The sequence below is a fragment of the Arthrobacter sp. L77 genome, from assembly GCF_000816565.1.
GTDB classification, from domain to species: domain Bacteria; phylum Actinomycetota; class Actinomycetes; order Actinomycetales; family Micrococcaceae; genus Arthrobacter_D; species Arthrobacter_D antioxidans.
Window position 1 is genome coordinate 645,248 of the sequence record NZ_JWSU01000004.1, and the last position, 18,422, is coordinate 663,669.

Genomic DNA, 18,422 nt, shown 5'->3' on the forward strand with positions numbered 1-18,422 from the left:
TCACCTTCAGCGCGCGGAACGAGCGCGCCCGCACCCTCCCCACCTCAACGTGAACATCGCCGCGGGCGTGGGCGAGCGAGCCCCGACCCGACGCCTCCTGCGCGGGATTCAGCGACCAGTACGATCACGGCCGCACGTAACCGATCGAGTAGCTAGGCAACCTAGGTTTACAAGAAGTAAGTCAAACGTTTATCGTGTATCTCTATTACTTGCCAACCGCTTCGCTCCACTCGAAGGATGCTCCATGCTTCCTGTTCCCCTGCCCACGCATCCGGACGATGACATCGCTGCGGTCGGGAGCCGGCGGGCGGGTGCCGGAAGGAGTCCACGCGTGACGGTCCCGCCCACGTCCACACTCCCTGGCATCGTCGCCCCACGTCGGCAGGACGTCCGGCGGCCCGGCACTGAGACGTCCACCCCATCGATCCCGTTCGATCTGGGGAGAGCGACGACTCAGCAGCTGCGGCGCTGGAGCAACCTCCTCTACAAGCAGCTCGACGCCGAGTTCCCCCCGTACGGAGCGCTCGAGGACCACGCCCGCGTAGCCGCCGAGACCGACTATCGGGAAGAAGGCCCGCGCACCGAGAAGGTGCCCGCGAAGACGACCGCCGGCCAACGGCTCAAGGTCCGTGACAACGATGTGAAGCAGCGCTTCGAGCTCTTCACCGACGGGACACTCGCGGCCTGTATCGACTACACGATGCACGCCCGTGAGGTCCGACTGCGCCGCACCCTGACGGCCGGGATCTTCGAGGGCAGCGGACTGGAGAAGGAACTGATCAGTCGCGTGCTCCTCCTCACTCACAAGCGACGCCTCGCCATCATCGCCGACTGCCCTTTCGTGCAGCACTTCCTCACCGGGAATCCCCAGTACCGGCAGTTCCTGCACTCCCCGTGAGCCCGGCCCGCCACCGGATGACCCGGGGTGGTCGCGGTCGATGCCTTCCGCTGAACGACTAGATGTCCAGGGTCAGGGTGGGAGTGAGCGCCCGGGACACGCAGGGATACATCACGCCCGGGGATCGCCTGTCGTGCTCGTCCCGGATGGAGTCCAGATGGTGGGGCGAGCCGCCGAGGACCCGGACCTCGCAGGTGCCGCACAGCCCTTCCCCGCAGGAACCGGCGATGGGGATCGCCTGGTCCTGCAGGGCGTGCAGGACGGACACGTCCGCGGGGACGTGGACCTCCTTGCCGCTCCTCCCGCAGATGATGTCCACCGGCCGGGCCGGCGTCGAGGCGTCCGCCACCAGCGGCGAGAACCGTTCGAGGTGCAGCCTGCCGGCGGGTACGAGGTCGGCGGCCTCCTCGAGCAGCGCTTCGGGACCGCAGACGTACACCTCGGTGTCGGAGCGTCTGGCGTTGATCGCGGCTGCGAGGTCGAAGCGGCCCGGGTGTTCATCACGGGCATGGAGGTGGACCTGCCGGGGATACGTGGAGGCCAGTGCGTGCTGGTAGGGCATTGCCGTCCGGGTCCGGCCGAGATGGATCAACTCCCATTCCCTGCCGGGTGGGAGGGATTCGATCATGGGCTTGAGGGGGGTGATGCCGATACCGGCGGCGATGAACAGGTAGCGCTGGGCGGGGACGAGCCGGAAATGGTTCCTCGGGCCGGAGATGTCGATGCGCCGGCCGGCCTGGGCGTGCTCGTGCAGCCATCGGCTTCCTCCCCTGGACGATTCAGCCAGCCGGACGGCGATGCTGTAGCTGTCGCGTGTGGCGGGGTCCCCGCAGAGTGAGTACTGCCGGTCGATCCCTATCGGAAGGTGGAGGGTGATGTGCGCACCGGGCTCCCAGGGCGGAAGGGGTTCGCCGTCGGCCATGCCCAACCGGATGGACAGGACTCCGTCTGCCAACGGGTGGGACGAGCGGACGACGGCGGTCCGGGGGCCTGCTCCGTCCGTCGCCCCGTCGGGTGCGGCCGGTTCCCGCCCGCGGGACGCAGCTCCCGGCGTGGATGCTGCGGTGCCCGGCGCCAGGATGCGCAGGAGGGTCGCAGCGACGAACAGGAGCACCAGCAGGATGGCTGTGAGCCGGTAGATCCAGGCACCGGTGTCGCTGCCGGAGAAGCCGGCATGGAACGACACCAGCATGACCGCCGCGTAACTGGCGTAGTGCAGTCCCTTCCAGAATCGGCGGGGCAACCGGTGCATCAGCAGGGAGGATCCCTGGACGGCTATGAGCAGATAGAACGCCACGAGCCCCAGCGCCACCGGTATGGGACGGTACTCTGCGGCGAAAGGGACGAGAAGCTCCGCGAGGGAGAAAGCAGCCCATGAGTCCAGCATGAGCGAGATCATGTGCAGGCCGGTCATGAGCAGGGCAGCACCGCTCATCCAGCGGTGCAGATCGTGCAGCCACCCGGGGTTGTCCATCGCCCGCAGGAACCGGGTGGACAGCAGGATCCCCCAGATGGCCGAGACGGTCAGCAGGGTCCAGGCCACCATGGCACTTGCACGGGTGACGTACCACCAGATCTGGGGATCGTTCACTGGAAGTCCTTCCATCCGGGTGAACACAGCGGCTTTCCGTTCCCGGGCAGAATCAGCGCCTGGCCACCGAGCGAGCTGATGAGCGCGAACGCTGCTGCGGGTTCCTCGGTGAAGGCCACCTTGGTCAGTGCCTCGGCCCGTGCGCCGCTGCCGGCGACGACGGTTGCCGTGACGGCGCCCGCGGCAGGGTTGTGTCCCGAGGAGGGATCGATCAGGTGGTGTGCCGGACCGGTGGCGGTCTCGAACCGGCGGTTCAGTCGGCTGGAGGTCGCGACAGCGCCGGCCTGCAACCGGATCGTCGCAAGGCGTGCCGTGGGATCCAGGGCGGCCGAGAGGGGGTCTTCGATGGCGATGGTCCATGCCGGACCGGTGGGCGCGTCCCCTTTGACCACCAGGTCGCCGCCGACGTCGACCAGTGCGCCCCAGGCCCCTCCGTCGAGCGCGAAGTCGACGATGAGATCCGCGGCGAGACCTTTGCCGAGGCCTCCCGGGTCCAGCGTTGTGCCCCTGGGGAGAGTGACGGTGGTGGATGTCGTGCGGATCCCGGGCACGTCGCCGGGCCAGCATGCCGAGCGGGGAAGCACTGTCTGCCTGGACGGGTCGCTCTGGCTGGTGCGGTATCCGAGCTCGAGGAGGCGGGGCAGGGTGGTCGGATCGAAGGCACCACCGGTCATCGACCAGGCGGCGACCAGTTCCACCACGAGGCGCATCGTCTCCCTGCTCACCGGCACCGGGTTGCCGACGGATCCGTTGAGCCTGGAGATCTCGCTGTCGGGCAGGAAACGGCTCCATCGGAGCTCCAGATCGCGCAGCAGCTCGAAACAGCTGTCCAACAGGGTCCAGCTCCCGCCGACCAGGGTGATCCGGGCGGTCCCTCCCATCGCCGGGCGGCGGTCCTCGATGGAGCGCGGCCTGACGGCGGACTGGGCGTACGCGGAGCGCACCGCGTCCTGGCCTATTCGGCCCGCGGTGGTGCTACCCGCCGGAACCACGGGAGGTTCCGTTCGGGACGGAGGGGGCCGGCGGGGCGTTGACGGCCGGGGGTGCCGGCGCCGGCGCCGGAGCCGGGGCTGGAACGGCGGCGGGGGGTGGGACCGGAGCGGGCGGGGCAGTGGGGACCTCCGGTGAGGCCTGCTCCGTCGGGATCGTCGGCGGCGGTGTCTCCGGATCGGCTTGTGCCTGATGTGCGGCGGTCAGGGCCGCTGTGATGCCGAGGACGGTGGATACGGAGAGGCCGGCGACGAGGATCTTCGCGTTGCGGGCCGGCGAGACGCGTGCACCGCTGACGAGCCTCCACACCCGGGACTCAGTCATCGTCATCCGACGACTCGTCGTCGGACTCATGGTCGTCCGGCCTGCTCCTGTCATCGACCCCGTGGTCATCGGCCGAGCTTGCCCCCTCGGTCGGGCGGGGAGCTGTACTGCTGTCGTCCCGGGGCGACGGGAGAGGCGTGTCGGAGGGCGCGGGGGTGACGGTGCCGGAGGGGCCGGGACCGGTCGGAGTCGTCGCGTTCTGCGGCAGGAGGACCTCATCGGAGGTGCCGGTGAAGTCCGGAGAGGGGTTCCCCAGGGTCTGGGTGTTCACCGCCAGTGCTGCAGAACCGGTGAGAAGCACGCCGGCAACGGAGAGAACCAGAGCTGTTCGTGTTTTCATGATTCAACTCTAGGAACCGCACGGAGAGGGCAGGTGCGGGGAAGATCCAAGGTCTGTCCAAGATCCGTACCGCATTCAGCCCGATCCGCGGCACACGGGCGATCGATCCTTCCCTGGCGCCCATAATCAGGTATGCAGATACTGGTGGTGGAGGACGACGAAGCGGTGGCCTCCGCGGTCGTGGAGGGGTTGACGCGGGCAGGTTTCGGGACCACCCGGGCCGGTACCGGATCTGCGGCCCTGGAAGCGGTCCGTGTCGGCGGGCCGGACTTCGTGCTCCTCGATCTCGGCCTGCCGGACATGGACGGGACCGACGTGTGCCGGGCCATCCGCGCTACGGTCGCAACCCCGATCGTCGTCGTCAGCGCCCGCGACGAGGAGATCGACCGGGTACTGGCCCTCGAGCTCGGCGCCGACGACTATCTCGTGAAGCCGTTCGGGATGCGCGAACTCATCGCCCGGATCCGGGCCGTGGCGCGCAGGACCGGCGATGATGCCGCGAACGGCGCGCGTCCCTCGGACACCACCCGGCACGTCGGGACCCTCAGCATCGACCAACGGTCCCGACGAGTCCTCCTGTCCGGCACCGAGATCCACCTGACGGCCAAGGAGTTCGACTTGCTCTACTTCATGGCGGAGGAACCCGGCACCGTGTTCCAGCGCAGTGAGATCCTGCGGGCCGTGTGGGACACCGACTGGTACGGAACCACCAAGACCCTCGATGCCCACGTCGCCGCGATCCGCAAGAAGCTCGGAGACCCCCGCTGGCTGGTCGCGGTCCGGGGGGTGGGCTTCCGTCTCGAGGTTCCCCGATGAGGCTGCAACTGATCGGGGCCTTCATGCTCATCACCCTGATGGTCGTTGCTGTGCAAGGCATCCCGTTGGGCAACTATCTGGTGCGCGTCGAACGGGACCGTCTGACGACCTCGCTGGAAAGCGATGCCTTCCTCCTCGGCGGACGAAGCGCGGAGACCCTGGCTACCTCGGGAACGATGCCCGGCGAGGCACGCGAGGACGTCCGCCGCTACGGTCGGGCCAGCGGAGCCAGGGTAGTCATCGTCAACGCCGAGGGAACAGCTGTAGCGACCTCGGACGATGACGAATCATCCACCGGCTCTTCCTACGGTTCACGGCCGGAGATAGCCGCCGCCTTGACAGGACAGATCACGTCGGGACAGCGGTACTCCGAGACGCTCGGCACCGAGTTGCTCTATGTCGCCGTCCCCGTGCTGAGCGGCGAGGACATCGTCGGCGCTGTCAGGCTGACCTTCCCCGCATCCGTCGTCGACGACGCAACGGCGAATCAGTTGCGTGCCCTGTGGACCGTCGCTGGTACGACCGTCCTGCTTGCAGGGTTGGTGGCCTTCCTCCTCGCCAGTACGGTCACGAGCAGGCTCATGCGACTCAGGAAGGCGACGGAACTGCTCGCACAGGGGGATCTGAAGGTCCGGACGGAGGAGAACGAAGGCGCTCCGGAACTCCGTGCGCTCGGAGGCGCGTTCAATCGGATGGCGGCGGAACTCGAGCACCTCCTCCTCGAGCAGCGTGGGTTCGCGTCCGATGCCTCCCATCAGCTCCGAACCCCTTTGACCGCACTTCGACTCAAGCTGGAGAACGCAGCAGACACGATCCCCACTGAACCCGACACCGGCGCCGCCATGGTGGAGGAAGCCCTCGTGGAGACGAGCAGGCTCCAACACATCATCGACGGCCTGCTGAGACTCAGTCGGGCCGAGAGCCGATCCATCGCCCTGATCGAGGCGGATCTCAGCGGAATCGCCCGGTCACGTCAGGAGCAGTGGCAGGCGCTTGCAGAGGAGACAGGGATCCGCATCAGCCTGCAGGCCCCCGCCCGGGCGATGATCGTGACCATACCGGACGCACCGGAACAGATCATCGACAACCTCATCGACAACGCTCTGGCAGTCACCCCGGCAGGATCGTGCATCCAGTTGGTGGTCGATGATCGGTCCCCGGGCGCCGTCGAGCTGCATGTGATCGATGAGGGGCCAGGGCTGTCGGCCGAGGACTGCGACCGCGCGTTCAACCGGTTCTGGCGGGGCTCCTCGGAGTCGGAAGGCAGCGGACTCGGGCTGGCGATCGTCCGCCAGTTGGCCGAGGCCGGCGGGGGGCGGGCCCGCCTGAGGTCGAGGAACGGCACCTCGGACCATGGACCATCGGGGGTGGACGCGTCCGTGCAGTTCATTGCCGCCGACGACGCGTCGAAATAGGACGTCCGCGCACCGGCGCCGGTCAGCTGCCGCTCTGCGCGCCCGCCAGTCCTGGCAGGGCATCGACGAGATGGGCGAGTTCGGGCACTTCGCGGGCATCCTGGAGCGCCTTCGTCAACGCCTGGTCATGAATCGGCTGGACGGCACCCAGGAGGTCGGCCCCGGCCTGGGTGAGCTCGGTGTAGATGCCTCGCCTGTCGTCCTCGCAGAGGATGCGCCGGAGGAGTCGGCGTTTCTCGAGGCGGGTCACCAGGCGGGTGGTCGCACTGGGACTGAGGGCTGTTGCGCGGCTCACCTGCTGCATCCTCATGTGCCATGAGCCGGGCTGGCGGCTCAGGACACTCAGCATCGTGTATTCCACCACCGACAGGCCTGCTTCCGCCTGAAGCGCCTTCTCCAGTTCGGACTCGATCCGGTTGTGCAACGCCGCCAGGGTGCGCCACCCTTGCGCGCGTACCTCGACGGAACTGTCATCGACGCTCATCCTGCCTCCACAAAGTAGTTGCTTGCGCGGCATATCTGCATGTGCAATGATAAAACCCGCGTGTGCAACTAAATCCTACCTGTGCGCCGCCGGTCTTCCCACCCAGGCCCACCGACAGTCGCTCCCTGGTCGTGGCTTCTGCCCGGCAAGGGTGCAGTGCCCTGCGCCGGATCCGCACCAGCGGCCATCCTCGTCGTCGAAGAAAGAACACCATCATGCCAATCGGTCTCATCGCTCTCGCTCTGGGCGGTTTCGGTATCGGACTCACCGAGTTCATCATCATGGGGCTGATGCCCGAGGTCGCCGGAACGTTCGGCGTCACCGAGGCGCAGGCGGGCTGGCTGATCACCGGCTACGCGCTCAGTGTTGCCGTGGGCGCGCTCGTGGTGACGGCCGCGGTGACCAGACTCCCCCGCAAGCAGGTCCTGCTGGGCCTGCTGGTGCTCTTCGTCCTCGGGAACCTGGTGGACGCGATCGCGCCCACCTATGGCGTCATGATGCTCGGACGCATCGTCGCGGCGCTGTGCCACGGTGCGTTCTTCGGCATCGGGTCGGTGGTGGCCGGAGCCATGGTGGCCCCGGAGAAGAAGGCGAGCGCCATAGCCATCATGTTCACCGGGCTCACCGTCTCCAACGTCCTCGGCGTACCCCTGGGGACGTTCCTCGGCCAGGCCTTCGGCTGGCGCTCGACGTTCTGGGCCATCACCGTCATCGGTGTCATCGCGTTCGTCGGCATCGCATTGCTCGTACCCGCGATGGAACGCGACACCGCGGCCGTGAGTCTGCGCAGGGAACTGAACGCCTTCCGCTCCGGTCAGGTCTGGGCCTCACTGACCATCACGATCCTCGGCTATGGCGGCATGTTCGGCGCCTTCACCTACATCGCATACGTCCTCACCGACGTCAGCGGCTTCCCCTCGAGCGCTGTCCCCTGGCTCCTGGTCGTCTTCGGCGTCGGGCTCTTCGTCGGGAACCTCCTGGGCGGACGCGCCGCGGACCGGGCGCTGGACCGCAGCCTGCTCATCATCCTGTCCGCACTCACCGTGGTCCTCGCCCTGTTCGCCGTCCTGGCGTACAGTCCCGTCGCCACCATCATCGCGCTGGTCCTCATGGGCGGATTCGGGTTCGCGACCGTTCCCGGCCTGCAGATGCGGGTCATGAAATACGCCGGTGAAGCCACAACCCTTGTCTCCGGCGCCAATATCGGAGCCTTCAACCTCGGGAACGCCCTCGGCGCCTGGATCGGCGGAGTCACCATCACCGCAGGCCTCGGCTACACCTCACCCATCTGGGCCGGTGCCGCCATCACGCTTGCCGCGCTCGTGGTGCTGGGCATCTCCACGACGCGGGACCGTCGGACCGGTGACGGTGCCCGGCAGGCGGTTTCGCCGGCACTCGTCGCGTAGGGGTCGGCCGGGCAGGCCGCACCAGGACCGGGCCCCGGTGTCCGGGGCGACGCCGGGTGACGCTCAGCGCCGCGCGTCCCCGGGCATCATCCGGTACCCGACGCCGCGGACGGTGCGGATGAAGCGGGGGTTGGCCATGTCCTCGCCCAGCTTCTTGCGCAGGTTGCGGATGTGCACCTCGACGAGGTGGTGGTCCTGGCTCCAGCCGTCCCCCCACACGCGGTCGAGGAGCGCTTCCCGCGTCCAGACGCGCTGCGCGCCGGCAAGGAGAGTCTCGAGCAGGTCGAATTCGATGCGGGTCAACGCCAGTTCCCGCCCGCCCAGGGTCACGGTGCGCCCCTCGACGTCCATGGTGAGATCCTCGTGCCGCAGCAGGCCGTCGCCGGGCGCCTCGACCTGCTGCGGCACGGCGGTGCGGGGACGGCGGAACATCGCCGAGACGCGCGCCGCGAACTCCCTCGGGCTGAAGGGCTTCCCGATGAAGTCGTCCGCCCCGATCTCCAGGCCGATCAGCCGGTCGATCTCGTCCTGCCGGGCAGTCACCATCACGATGTACGCGTCGCTGACGGCCCGGCACTGGCGGCAGACCTCCACGCCGTCGAGGTCCGGCAGGTTCAGGTCGAGGGTGATGAGGTCCGGTCGGTGCTCCTTCACGGCCGCCAGGCCGTCGAGCCCCGTGGACGCTTCGATGACCCTGAATCCGTTCATACGCAGGGTCGTCGCCAGCAATTCCCGGATATCCGGGTCATCCTCGACGATGAGCGCGGAGCGCTGCGACGGGGAAACGGACATGGGTCAAGACTTCCATACAATGCCGAGCCTCGGGGCGGCGGGGTTGATCGGACCGTGAGCCGAACGTGAGGAAAGGTTGAGAAGTACCCGTAGACTGCCCGGATGCAGCCGACACTCCGCACCGTTCGGGTGGACGGCCTCAGCCTCCGCATCCGCACCACCCCGGGCCCGGGATCCCCAGCCTCCCCGCGCAGCCCCTATGTCCTCGTCCACGGGCTCGGCATGACCCATCGCTACCTCGACCGGCTGCGGGCCGAACTGGCGGCCGACGCCGTCGTGCACACGGTCGATCTTCCCGGCTACGGCCCGGGCCCGCGACCCCGGATCCAGCTCGGCGTCGAAGACCATGCAGCGCTGATGGTCGAAGCACTCGGGGAGCTCGGGGTCCGGTCCGCCACGCTGGTCGGGCATTCGATGGGCGTGCAGTTCGTCACGGAAGCGGCCCTGCAATCACCGGCCCTGGCGGAACGCCTCGTCCTGATCGGGCCGGTGGTGGACCGGCTTCGCCGCACCGTGCTGCAGCAGGCCGTCTCCCTCGCCCATGACACGCTCCGCGAGAGCGCGTCCGCCAATCGGATCGTCCTCGGCGACTACCTGCAGACCGGCACGCGGTGGTACCTCCGCCAGCTCCGGTCGATGATGGACTACCCCCTGGAGCGCGCCGTCGAGCGCCTCCGCTGTCCGGTCCTGGTGGTGCGGGGCGGCAGGGACCCCGTGGCGCGGCGGGCATGGTGCCAGGAGCTCGCGACCCGCGCGCCGGACGGCGCCCTGGTCGAGATCGAAGGCCAACCGCACGTCGTGCAGCACTCCGCGGCAGCCCGGGTCGCCGCCGAGATCGTGGCCTTCAGCCGGCGCACCGCCCTCCCTTCCTAGGCTTTCTTGCCGGAAGCTTCGGACGGGGCAACGGGAAAACTTGAAGATAGAAGCGCATAGTGGATATAAGGCAGTTGATCCCGTCCCTGTACCATCGGTCGGCTGCGATGACACCACGCCCGGCCGGCGGTGACCAGCACCGGCAGGGCGTCCCCACATCTTCGGGAGGAGATCGTATGTCTGAACTGGAAGAGTGGTCGACCAGCCGCCTGCTCACCACCGCCGCCCGCCTCGTGGACCACGCGTGGAACGAGAGGCTGCTCGACATCGGAATCACCCATGCCGGCTACACCACCCTCGGCGTCCTGTCCCGCACCGGCACCATGACCGGCGCCAAGCTCGCGCTCGCCGTGCATGTCCAGGCGCAGACGATCGGCAAGACCATCGAGAAGCTGGAGCGCCAGGGATTCATCTCCCGCATCCGCGACAGCGTGGACCGTCGCAGCCAGCGCATCACGATCACGCAGTCCGGCCTCGAGGCCCTCGCGAAGGCCGAAGACATCGAGCGCACGCTCATGGTCGGTGAGGGGCTCGAATCCTTCGAGCTGCGCAAGCTCCTGCGCGGGATCATCGGGGAACTCGCCCCTCAGCGTCAGAAGCCGGCTGCCGCCGCCGTCTGAGGCCGCACCCCGAGAGAAGCACCCGGAGCGGCCGCCCGAACGGGCGGTCGCTCTTCGTGTGTCCCGGACGGACCTACCGGACAGAGCCGCCTCCGGCCCCGACCATCACGCCTGCAGTGGCCGTGCCACACCTGACCGCTCGAGCCCTGCGAGGTCGTTGAAGCTGTACAGGTGGAGCCCCGCATACCCTGCGCCGTCGAGCGCCGCCACCAGGGGCGCCGGGTCGTAGGACGCCGAGGACAGCAGCTGCCGGACCACGGACCCGGCGTCGGCACCGCCGGCGGAACGCCGGAGGAAACCGATCGACTGTCCCACGCCGATCGTGCCGGCAAGCCGGAGCAGGCGGCTGATGCGGACGGGCCCGGGAATGCCGGCCCAGACCGGCAGCGTGATCCCCTCGCTCCGCAGCCGCGGTGCGTAGGCGCGCAGGATGTCCGGGGAGAAACAGAGCTGCGTGACGCACCAGGACGCCAGGACCTGCTTCGCGAGCAGCGTCCGTGTGAGTTCCTGGTCCGTGGTGGTGGGGTGCCCCTCGGGGTAGACCGCGATGCCCTGGCGCAGCGCCCCGCCCGAGAGCTCCGCGAGGTCCTCCATGAGCGCGCCGCTCCACGCATAGGGTCCTGCGGCGTGGGCGGTGTCCCCGCCGACCACGAAGACATCCCTGATCCCGGCGTCCAGGCACCGCGCGACATACCCGGCGAGCTCGGACCGGCCGGCCACCGAGCGCGCTGCCAGGTGCGGAACGGCGGTGTACCCCGCCGCCGCGAGCCGCACAGCGGTCTCCACGGCCTCACCGGGGCCGTGGTGCGGCAGGCACGTCACGGTGACGACGGCGGGGGCGGGCAGGTGCGCCCCCAGCCGCTCCTCGAGACCGTCCCCGGGGATCACCTCGATGCGGACCGGGAGGTCAGGCACGGGCGCTCAGCACTCGACGACGTTCAGGGCCAGCCCGCCGCGCGCGGTCTCCTTGTACTTGTCCATCATGTCGGCGCCGGTGTCGCGCATGGTCTTGATGGCGACGTCGAGTGAGACGTGGTGCTGCCCGTCCCCGCGCACGGCCATCCGCGCGGCGGTGATCGCCTTCATCGCCCCGACGGCGTTCCGCTCGATGCAGGGGATCTGCACCAGCCCGCCCACGGGGTCGCAGGTCAGCCCGAGGTTGTGCTCGATCCCGATCTCGGCGGCGTTCTCGACCTGTTCCGGGGTTCCACCGAGCACTTCGGCCAGCGCCCCCGCGGCCATGGCGCACGCCGAGCCCACCTCGCCCTGGCAGCCCACCTCCGCGCCGGAGATCGACGCGTTCTTCTTGAACAGGGAACCGATGGCGGTCGCCGCGAGCAGGAACCGGACCACGCCGTCGTCGTCGGCTCCCGGGACGAAGTCCACGTAGTACTTCAGCACCGCCGGGATGATGCCCGCCGCACCATTGGTCGGCGCCGTGACCACGCGCCCGCCGGCGGCGTTCTCCTCATTGACGGCCAGCGCGAAGAGCGTCACCCACTCCATGGTGCCGAGGCGGTCGGTGGGATCGTCGGCCTTCTCGAGCAGCTGCCGCTGCCGCTCCGCCCTGCGCCGGACACTCAGCCCACCGGGCAGGATGCCGCCCGTGGTCGTGCCGCGCCGGATGGTGTCCTGCATGACCTCCCAGATGGCGAGCAGCCCCTCCCTGACCTCGGCCTCCGACCGCCAGGACAGCTCGTTCGCGAGGACGACATCCGAGAAGGACGAGCCCGTCCGTCGGCAGAGGTCCACCAGCTGGTCCGCCGTGTCGAACGGGCGGGAGACCGGGACGGGCTCCACGGCCGCCGTCTCGGAGCCGATCTCGTCCTCGTCGAGGACGAACCCGCCACCCACCGAGAAGTATTCCCTGGACAGAATAGGCTCCTCTCCTGCGGCGTATGCCGAGAAGCGCATGCCATTGGTGTGGTAGTCGAGGCGCTGGCCGCGGTGCAGCAGCACGTCGGTCTCCGGGTCGAAGGTGATCCGGCGCTCCCCGGCGAGATTGAGGGACCGGCATTCGCCGATGTACGCCACGCGGGCATCCGCCGAGGTGGGATCCACGAGGTGCGGGCGGTCCCCCTCCAGGCCGAGCAGCACGGCCTTCACGGTGCCGTGGCCGTGGCCCGTCACGCCGAGGGAACCGAAGAGGTCCACCTGCACGCGCTGCACCTCGGTCAGCAGTCCCTGCGTGCGGAGCAGGTCGGTGAACAGGTAGGCGGCGGTCATCGGTCCGCCGGTGTGCGAGCTGGAGGGGCCGATGCCGATCTTGAACAGGTCGAAGGCGCTGATCGTCACTGCGGTGTACCGGCGGCCTTCTCGCGACGGTAGAACGGCGTGGGGATCACGGTGAAGGGCTCCGGCCGGCCGCGGAGGTCCACCTGCACCTCGGTGCCGACGGCAGCGTGCGCGGCGTCCACGTAGGCGAGGGCGATCGGGTAGCCGAGCGTGGGGCTGGGCAGCCCGGAGGTGACGGTGCCGACGGCGGCCCCGTCGACGACGACGTCGTACCCGGCACGGGCGGAGCGGCGCCCTACGGCGCGCAGCCCCACGAGGCGGCGGGCCGGCTCGAGCGCCTTGAGGGGTTCGAGCACGGCGCGGCCCACGAAGTCGTCGGTCTTCTTGGTGCTGACCACGGGGCCGAGGCCGGCCTCGAAGGGGTTGGTGTCGAGGCCGAGCTCGTGCCCGTACAGCGGCATGCCGGCTTCCAGCCGGAGCGAGTCGCGGGCCGCCAGACCACATGGCAGGAGCCCGTGGGCGCCGTCGGCCTGCAGGGCGGCGTCCCAGAGGCGCACCGCGAAGCTGGTGCCGACGAAGATCTCGAAGCCGTCCTCCCCGGTGTAGCCCGTGCGGGCCAGCAGGACGGGGAGCCCCACGAGTTCCACCTCCACGGCCGCGTAGTACTTCAGCGCGCGGATGGTCCCGGCATCCTCGGGGCGCGCCAGTTCGAGGAGGACCGCCTCGGCGGTGGGTCCCTGCACGGCGATGAGGGCCGTGGTGTCGGACTGGTCCTCGACGGCGACATCGAAGCCCGCGGCGCGCTGCCGGAGCTCCTCGGCGACGACGCCCGCGTTGGAGGCATTCGGCACCACGAGGAAGGAGTCCTCGGCGAGCCGGTACGTGATGAGGTCGTCGATCACCCCGCCCTCGGCGGTGCAGATCAGGGAGTACTTGGCCTTGCCCACGGCGATCACCGCGAGGTTGCTGACCAGGGCGTAATTGAGGAAGGCGGCGGCCTGGGGTCCGCTGACGAGGACCTCGCCCATGTGGGACAGGTCGAAGAGGCCGGCGGCCCGGCGGACCGTGTGGTGCTCCTCGAGTTCGCTCCGGTACTTCAGGGGCATCTGCCACCCGCCGAAATCGGTGAAGGACGCCCCGTGCGCCGCGTGCCGGGTGTACAGGGCCGTGTGTTTGCTCTGCTCGCTCATGGTCGGCGGGTTTCCTAGTCTTCGAAGGCTTCGATGGGCGGGCAGGAGCACACGAGGTTGCGGTCGCCGTGGGCGCCGTCGATCCTGCGCACCGGCGGGAAGTACTTGTCGTGGTGCAGCGAGCGCAGCGGGTAGGCGGCGAGCTCGCGTGGGTAGGCCTGCGTCCACTCGTCGGCGACCAGGACGCGCGCGGTGTGGGGTGCCTGCCGGAGCGGGCTCTCCTCGATGCTGAAGTCGCCGGCCGCCACGCGGTCGATCTCGCCCCTGATCGCGATCATGGCGTCGACGAAGCGGTCCAGCTCGGCGAGGTCCTCGGATTCCGTCGGTTCCACCATCAGCGTCCCGGCCACGGGGAAGGACAGCGTGGGGGCGTGGAACCCGTAGTCGATGAGGCGCTTGGCGACGTCCTCGGCGGTGACGCCGGTGGAGGCCGTCAGCGGGCGGAGGTCGAGGATGCACTCGTGGGCCACGAGGCCCTGCGCTCCGGTGTAGAGCACGGGGAAGTGCTCGGTCAGGCGGGCCGCGACGTAGTTGGCGGCAAGCAGGGCGTGTGCGGTGGCGCTGGTGAGGCCTTCGGAGCCCATGAGCGCGATGTACGCCCAGGAGATCGGCAGGACGCCCGCGGAGCCGTACATGGACCCGGAGACCGGCGTGCCGCCCGCGGCTCCGGGCCCNGCTCCGGGCCCGCCGTCGGTGGCGATGTCGCGGTTCGCATCGCCGGGCAGGAACGGCGCGAGGTGCGCGGCGACGGCCACGGGTCCGACGCCGGGCCCGCCGCCGCCGTGCGGGATGCAGAACGTCTTGTGCAGGTTCAGGTGGGAGACGTCGCCGCCGAACTCACCCGGCTGCGCGAGGCCCACGAGGGCGTTGAGGTTGGCGCCGTCGATGTAGACCTGGCCGCCGGCCTCGTGCACCTTCTCGCAGACCCAGCGCACGTCCTCCTCGAACACCCCGTGGGTGGAGGGGTAGGTGATCATGATGGCCGAGAGGTTCTCGGCGTGCTGCTCGATCTTCGCGAGGAGGTCGTCGTGGTCGATGTTGCCGTTCGCGGCCGTGCCCACCACCACGACCTTCATGCCCGCGAGCACGGCCGACGCCGCGTTGGTGCCGTGGGCGGAGGACGGGATGAGGCAGATGGTGCGGTTCCCGTCGCCGCGCGAGCGGTGATAGCCGCGGATGGCGAGGAGACCGGCGAGTTCGCCCTGCGAGCCGGCGTTGGGCTGGAGGGAGACCTGCGCGTATCCGGTGATCTCGGCGAGCCGCTCCTCGAGGTCCGTGATCAGTTCACGCCACCCCTCGGTCTGGCTGTCCGGGGCGAACGGGTGGATGGACGCGAACTCGGGCCAGGAGATGGACTCCATCTCGACCGTCGCATTGAGCTTCATGGTGCAGGAGCCCAGCGGGATCATGGTGCGGTCCAGTGCGAGGTCCCTGTCCGAGAGCCGGCGCAGGTAGCGCAGCATCGCGGTCTCCGAGCGGTGCCGCGAGAACACCGGGTGCGTCATGAACGCGGAGGTGCGGCGCAGGTCGGTGGGGATCCGCTCCCCCGCGGAGTCGTCGGACGCCGTTCCGCCGAAGACGGCCGCGACGGCGGTGACGTGCTCCGGCGTCGTGGTCTCGTCGCAGGAGATGCCGAGGTGGTCGGCGTCGATGCGGCGGAGGTTGTAGCCGGCGGCCTCGGCCGCGTCCGCGAACTCGGCCGCCCTGCCGGGTACCCGGACCAGGAGGGTGTCGAAGAACGCGCCGTGGACCACGGCGGCCTCGGACCCCCGGAGGGCGGCGGCGAGGGCGACGGCGCGGCGGTGCGCGGTGCGCGCGATGGCCGTGAGGCCTTCGGGGCCGTGGTAGACGGCGTACATCGAGGCGACGATCGCCAGGAGCGCCTGCGCGGTGCAGATGTTGCTCGTGGCCTTCTCGCGGCGGATGTGCTGCTCGCGGGTCTGCAGCGCCAGGCGGTAGGCGGGGGCACCGTCGGCGTCCTTCGAGACGCCCACGAGGCGGCCGGGCAGCATGCGCTCGAGGCCCTTGCGGACCGCCATGTACGCGGCGTGCGGACCGCCGAAGAAGAGGGGGACGCCGAAGCGCTGTGCGGACCCGACGGCGATGTCGGCGCCCTGCTCGCCGGGGGCGGTGATGAGCGTCAGGGCGAGGAGGTCGGCGGCGACGGTGACGAGGGCGCCCCGCTCCTTGGCCGCGCCGATGACGGCCGCGTGGTTGCGCAGGGCACCGGAGGCGCCGGGCTGCTGCAGGACGACGCCGTTGATGTCACCCTCGGGCAGGCCGTCCGAGAGGTCCACCACCTCGACGTCGAACCCGAGCGCCTCGGCGCGGCCGCGGACCACGGCGACGGTCTGCGGGAGGGCATCGGCGTCGATCACCGTGCGGCCCTTGTTCTTGCCGGAGCGGCGCATGAGCAGGACGGCCTCGGCGACGGCGGATGCCTCGTCGAGCAGCGAGGCGTTGGCGATGTCGAGGGCCGTGAGGTCCTGCACCATGGTCTGGAAGTTGAGGAGTGCCTCGAGCCGGCCCTGGGAGATCTCCGGCTGGTAGGGCGTGTAGGCCGTGTACCAGGCGGGCGACTCGAGGACGTTGCGGCGGATGACGGGCGGCGTGACGGTGTCGAAGTAGCCCTGCCCGATCATCTGCACGGCGGTCCGGTTCCGGCCCGCCATGCGGCGGAGCTGCGCCAGGACCTCGGTCTCGCTGAGCGCGGCCGGGAGGTCCAGTCCGCGCTCGAGCCGGATGCTGGCGGGGACTGCCAGGTCCACGAGCTTGTCGAGGCTCGGGTAGCCGAGGACCTCGAGCATGTGCCCGGCGTCCGAGGTGCGTGGGCCGATATGGCGGTCGGCGAAGGTCGACGCGATGTCGGGGGAGGCAGTCATGGGAACTCCGTACGTCAGATGAGGTGCGCGGGCGCGCGGGCCTGGTCGGGTTCCTCCCCGCTCTGTAGGGGACCTGAGAGTTTCCGCAGGGCTCTACGCCTGCTTGCACCGTCGGTGAGCGCCGGACGCCGTCCGGGGCTGCTTTCCAGAGTTGCCTAGCCGCAGCGGTACTTTCGCCTGAGAGATTCCTGGGGAGGATTTGCTCCTACGGCGCCTGCCGGTGTGTGGGTCAACGGCAGAACTCTCCCGCTGCAGATCGATGGCGTATTCAGTTGGGTCGAGCGGCATGTGAGCCGTCCCACAGCGTACCGCGTGGCCCGGAGCGGAGGCAAAGGATGCAGGACGCCGCGCGGCACCCTACCCGGCCGCCCGGTTCCGCGGAAGAGTGACGGGTGCAGCGCTGCGACGGGCCTCCCGCAGGCGCCGCCACGGGGCTAGCGTGGCCACGACAGCACCATCCGCACCAGGAGCATCAATGACGATTCCTCGCCTCCGTTCCGCCCTCGCCTCCCTGGCCCTGCTCGCCGCCGTCGTGGTGCCCGCGCCGCCGGCCACCGCAGCGCCTGCCTCGTATGTCGCCCTCGGCGATTCGTACTCGTCGGGCACCGGGACCCGCACCTACCTGGCGGACGGGACGAGCTGCCAGCGGTCGGTGCACGCGTTTCCCGTCCTCATCGCGAGCGCCGGAGGGTATGCCCTGGACTTCCGCGCGTGCTCCGGCGCCACCATCGGCGACGTCGCGGCAGGTCAGCTGGGTGCGCTGACGCCGACGACGTCGTACGTGTCGGTGAGCGTCGGCGGCAACGACGCCGCGTTCGTCGCCCTCCTGACGGAGTGCGCCAAGCCGGCCTGGATGAGCAACTGCACCGCGGCGATCGACCGGGCCCGGGCCGTCATCACCGGACAGCTCCCCGAGCGCCTCGGGTCGCTGTACGGCCAGATCCGCGCCCGAGCGCCCCAGGCGTCCGTCACGGTGGCGGGCTACCCGCGGATCTTCAACGGCGAGGACTGCAACGCGGCCACGTGGTTCTCGCCCACGGAGGAGACACGCCTGAACGCGACGGCGGACCTGCTCAACCGGACGACGGCGGCGGCGGCCGCCGCGGCAGGTTTCACCTTCCGGGATCCGTCCGCCGTGTTCGGGGGGCATGCGGTGTGCGACGACGTCGAGTGGCTGAACGGCCTGGCGAGACCCATCTCCGACTCCTACCATCCCAACCGTTCCGGCCATGCCGTCGGCTACGCGCCCCTGGTGGGCCCGGCACTGACGGGTGCCCCGGTGGCGGTGACCACGGCCACCGTGCGGGCCGCCGAGCTGTCCGGTCCCACGCTGGCCCGGGACCAGCGCGCGCATGCCGCGCAGGATGCCCTGATCACCCCTGAGCGCTTCGTCCTGCCCGACCTGAAGTCCCCGGCCGCGCGGGCTGCCGCGGCACGTGCCGGCGTGGACCTCGCGGATCCGGCGAGCATCGCCCGGGCGGACCGGGCGGCGGAGGTCCTGCAGAACCGTCGCGGAGGAGACAAGTAGATACGTATGCATGGAATAACACCGGTGGAGTGCCCGTT

17 protein-coding genes and 1 riboswitch are annotated in these 18,422 nt (G+C 69.7%); of the genes, 7 read left to right on the forward strand and 10 right to left on the reverse strand.

Going from position 1 to position 18,422, the window contains the following annotated elements:
• Positions 1 to 331: 331 nt before the first annotated feature.
• On the forward strand, positions 332 to 898 hold the full coding sequence (locus RY94_RS05645; RefSeq protein ID WP_043442583.1) for a GNAT family N-acetyltransferase: 567 nt from the start codon (positions 332 to 334) through the stop codon (positions 896 to 898).
• 58 nt (positions 899 to 956) lie between these two features.
• Here RY94_RS05645 and RY94_RS16720 read toward each other — a convergent pair whose 3' ends face one another.
• From RY94_RS16720 to RY94_RS05660, 4 genes are read right to left on the reverse strand one after another with little or no spacing between them, the layout of a single operon-like run.
• Positions 957 to 2,489, reverse strand: coding sequence for a 2Fe-2S iron-sulfur cluster-binding protein (locus tag RY94_RS16720; RefSeq protein WP_052273997.1), 1,533 nt, complete (start codon positions 2,487 to 2,489; stop codon positions 957 to 959).
• Positions 2,486 to 3,433 carry an FAD:protein FMN transferase gene (locus tag RY94_RS05655; protein WP_043442586.1) on the reverse strand — a complete coding sequence of 316 codons (948 nt, stop codon included), beginning with the start codon at positions 3,431 to 3,433 and terminating at the stop codon, positions 2,486 to 2,488. Before RY94_RS05655 ends, RY94_RS16720 begins: the two co-directional genes overlap by 4 nt.
• A 31-nt stretch (positions 3,434 to 3,464) precedes the next feature.
• Complete coding sequence (locus RY94_RS17700; protein WP_197060601.1) at positions 3,465 to 3,803, reverse strand: hypothetical protein; 339 nt, start codon at positions 3,801 to 3,803, stop codon at positions 3,465 to 3,467.
• A complete protein-coding gene (locus RY94_RS05660; protein ID WP_156135038.1) occupies positions 3,796 to 4,143 on the reverse strand; it encodes a hypothetical protein in 348 nt (115 codons plus the stop codon). The genes RY94_RS17700 and RY94_RS05660 overlap by 8 nt, the downstream gene beginning before the upstream one ends.
• A 132-nt stretch (positions 4,144 to 4,275) precedes the next feature.
• Between RY94_RS05660 and RY94_RS05665 the strand changes: the two genes are divergently transcribed.
• Both RY94_RS05665 and RY94_RS05670 read left to right on the forward strand, forming a co-directional pair.
• Entirely contained in the window at positions 4,276 to 4,959 is a 684-nt protein-coding gene (locus RY94_RS05665) for a response regulator transcription factor (RefSeq protein ID WP_043442592.1), read from the forward strand.
• Positions 4,956 to 6,374: a sensor histidine kinase gene (locus RY94_RS05670; protein WP_043442595.1), complete on the forward strand. Its 1,419-nt coding sequence runs from the start codon at positions 4,956 to 4,958 to the stop codon at positions 6,372 to 6,374. The genes RY94_RS05665 and RY94_RS05670 overlap by 4 nt, the downstream gene beginning before the upstream one ends.
• A gap of 22 nt (positions 6,375 to 6,396) precedes the next feature.
• Here RY94_RS05670 and RY94_RS05675 read toward each other — a convergent pair whose 3' ends face one another.
• Positions 6,397 to 6,858 (reverse strand): MarR family winged helix-turn-helix transcriptional regulator, encoded by a 462-nt coding sequence (locus tag RY94_RS05675; RefSeq protein WP_043442598.1) that lies wholly within the window; start codon positions 6,856 to 6,858, stop codon positions 6,397 to 6,399.
• Between the two features lie 215 nt (positions 6,859 to 7,073).
• Between RY94_RS05675 and RY94_RS05680 the strand changes: the two genes are divergently transcribed.
• Positions 7,074 to 8,264 (forward strand): MFS transporter, encoded by a 1,191-nt coding sequence (locus RY94_RS05680; protein ID WP_043442601.1) that lies wholly within the window; start codon positions 7,074 to 7,076, stop codon positions 8,262 to 8,264.
• A 63-nt stretch (positions 8,265 to 8,327) separates the two neighbouring features.
• On the opposite strand, the gene RY94_RS05685 is transcribed toward RY94_RS05680, so the two are convergent.
• Positions 8,328 to 9,056: a response regulator transcription factor gene (locus RY94_RS05685; RefSeq protein WP_043442603.1), complete on the reverse strand. Its 729-nt coding sequence runs from the start codon at positions 9,054 to 9,056 to the stop codon at positions 8,328 to 8,330.
• Positions 9,057 to 9,158: 102 nt separating this feature from the next.
• On the opposite strand from RY94_RS05685, the gene RY94_RS05690 reads away from it, so the two are divergent.
• On the forward strand, positions 9,159 to 9,929 hold the full coding sequence (locus RY94_RS05690) for an alpha/beta fold hydrolase (RefSeq protein ID WP_043442605.1): 771 nt from the start codon (positions 9,159 to 9,161) through the stop codon (positions 9,927 to 9,929).
• Positions 9,930 to 10,105: 176 nt separating this feature from the next.
• Positions 10,106 to 10,549, forward strand: coding sequence for a MarR family winged helix-turn-helix transcriptional regulator (locus RY94_RS05695; RefSeq protein WP_052273999.1), 444 nt, complete (start codon positions 10,106 to 10,108; stop codon positions 10,547 to 10,549).
• A gap of 105 nt (positions 10,550 to 10,654) precedes the next feature.
• On the opposite strand, the gene RY94_RS05700 is transcribed toward RY94_RS05695, so the two are convergent.
• The 4 genes from RY94_RS05700 to gcvP are packed head-to-tail and all read right to left on the reverse strand — an operon-like array spanning position 10,655 to position 16,856.
• A complete protein-coding gene (locus RY94_RS05700; protein ID WP_052274000.1) occupies positions 10,655 to 11,464 on the reverse strand; it encodes a methylenetetrahydrofolate reductase in 810 nt (269 codons plus the stop codon).
• Between the two features lie 6 nt (positions 11,465 to 11,470).
• Positions 11,471 to 12,844: an L-serine ammonia-lyase gene (locus RY94_RS05705; RefSeq protein ID WP_043442607.1), complete on the reverse strand. Its 1,374-nt coding sequence runs from the start codon at positions 12,842 to 12,844 to the stop codon at positions 11,471 to 11,473.
• Positions 12,841 to 13,974 carry a glycine cleavage system aminomethyltransferase GcvT gene (gcvT, locus tag RY94_RS05710; RefSeq protein ID WP_043442608.1) on the reverse strand — a complete coding sequence of 378 codons (1,134 nt, stop codon included), beginning with the start codon at positions 13,972 to 13,974 and terminating at the stop codon, positions 12,841 to 12,843. The genes RY94_RS05705 and gcvT overlap by 4 nt, the downstream gene beginning before the upstream one ends.
• 14 nt (positions 13,975 to 13,988) lie before the next feature.
• On the reverse strand, positions 13,989 to 16,856 hold the full coding sequence (gene gcvP, locus RY94_RS05715; protein ID WP_043442610.1) for an aminomethyl-transferring glycine dehydrogenase: 2,868 nt from the start codon (positions 16,854 to 16,856) through the stop codon (positions 13,989 to 13,991).
• Positions 16,857 to 17,011: 155 nt separating this feature from the next.
• Positions 17,012 to 17,115, reverse strand: a riboswitch (glycine riboswitch).
• Between the two features lie 216 nt (positions 17,116 to 17,331).
• Here gcvP and RY94_RS05720 point away from each other — a divergent pair.
• Positions 17,332 to 18,384 carry an SGNH/GDSL hydrolase family protein gene (locus tag RY94_RS05720; protein WP_052274001.1) on the forward strand — a complete coding sequence of 351 codons (1,053 nt, stop codon included), beginning with the start codon at positions 17,332 to 17,334 and terminating at the stop codon, positions 18,382 to 18,384.
• Positions 18,385 to 18,422 lie beyond the last annotated feature (38 nt).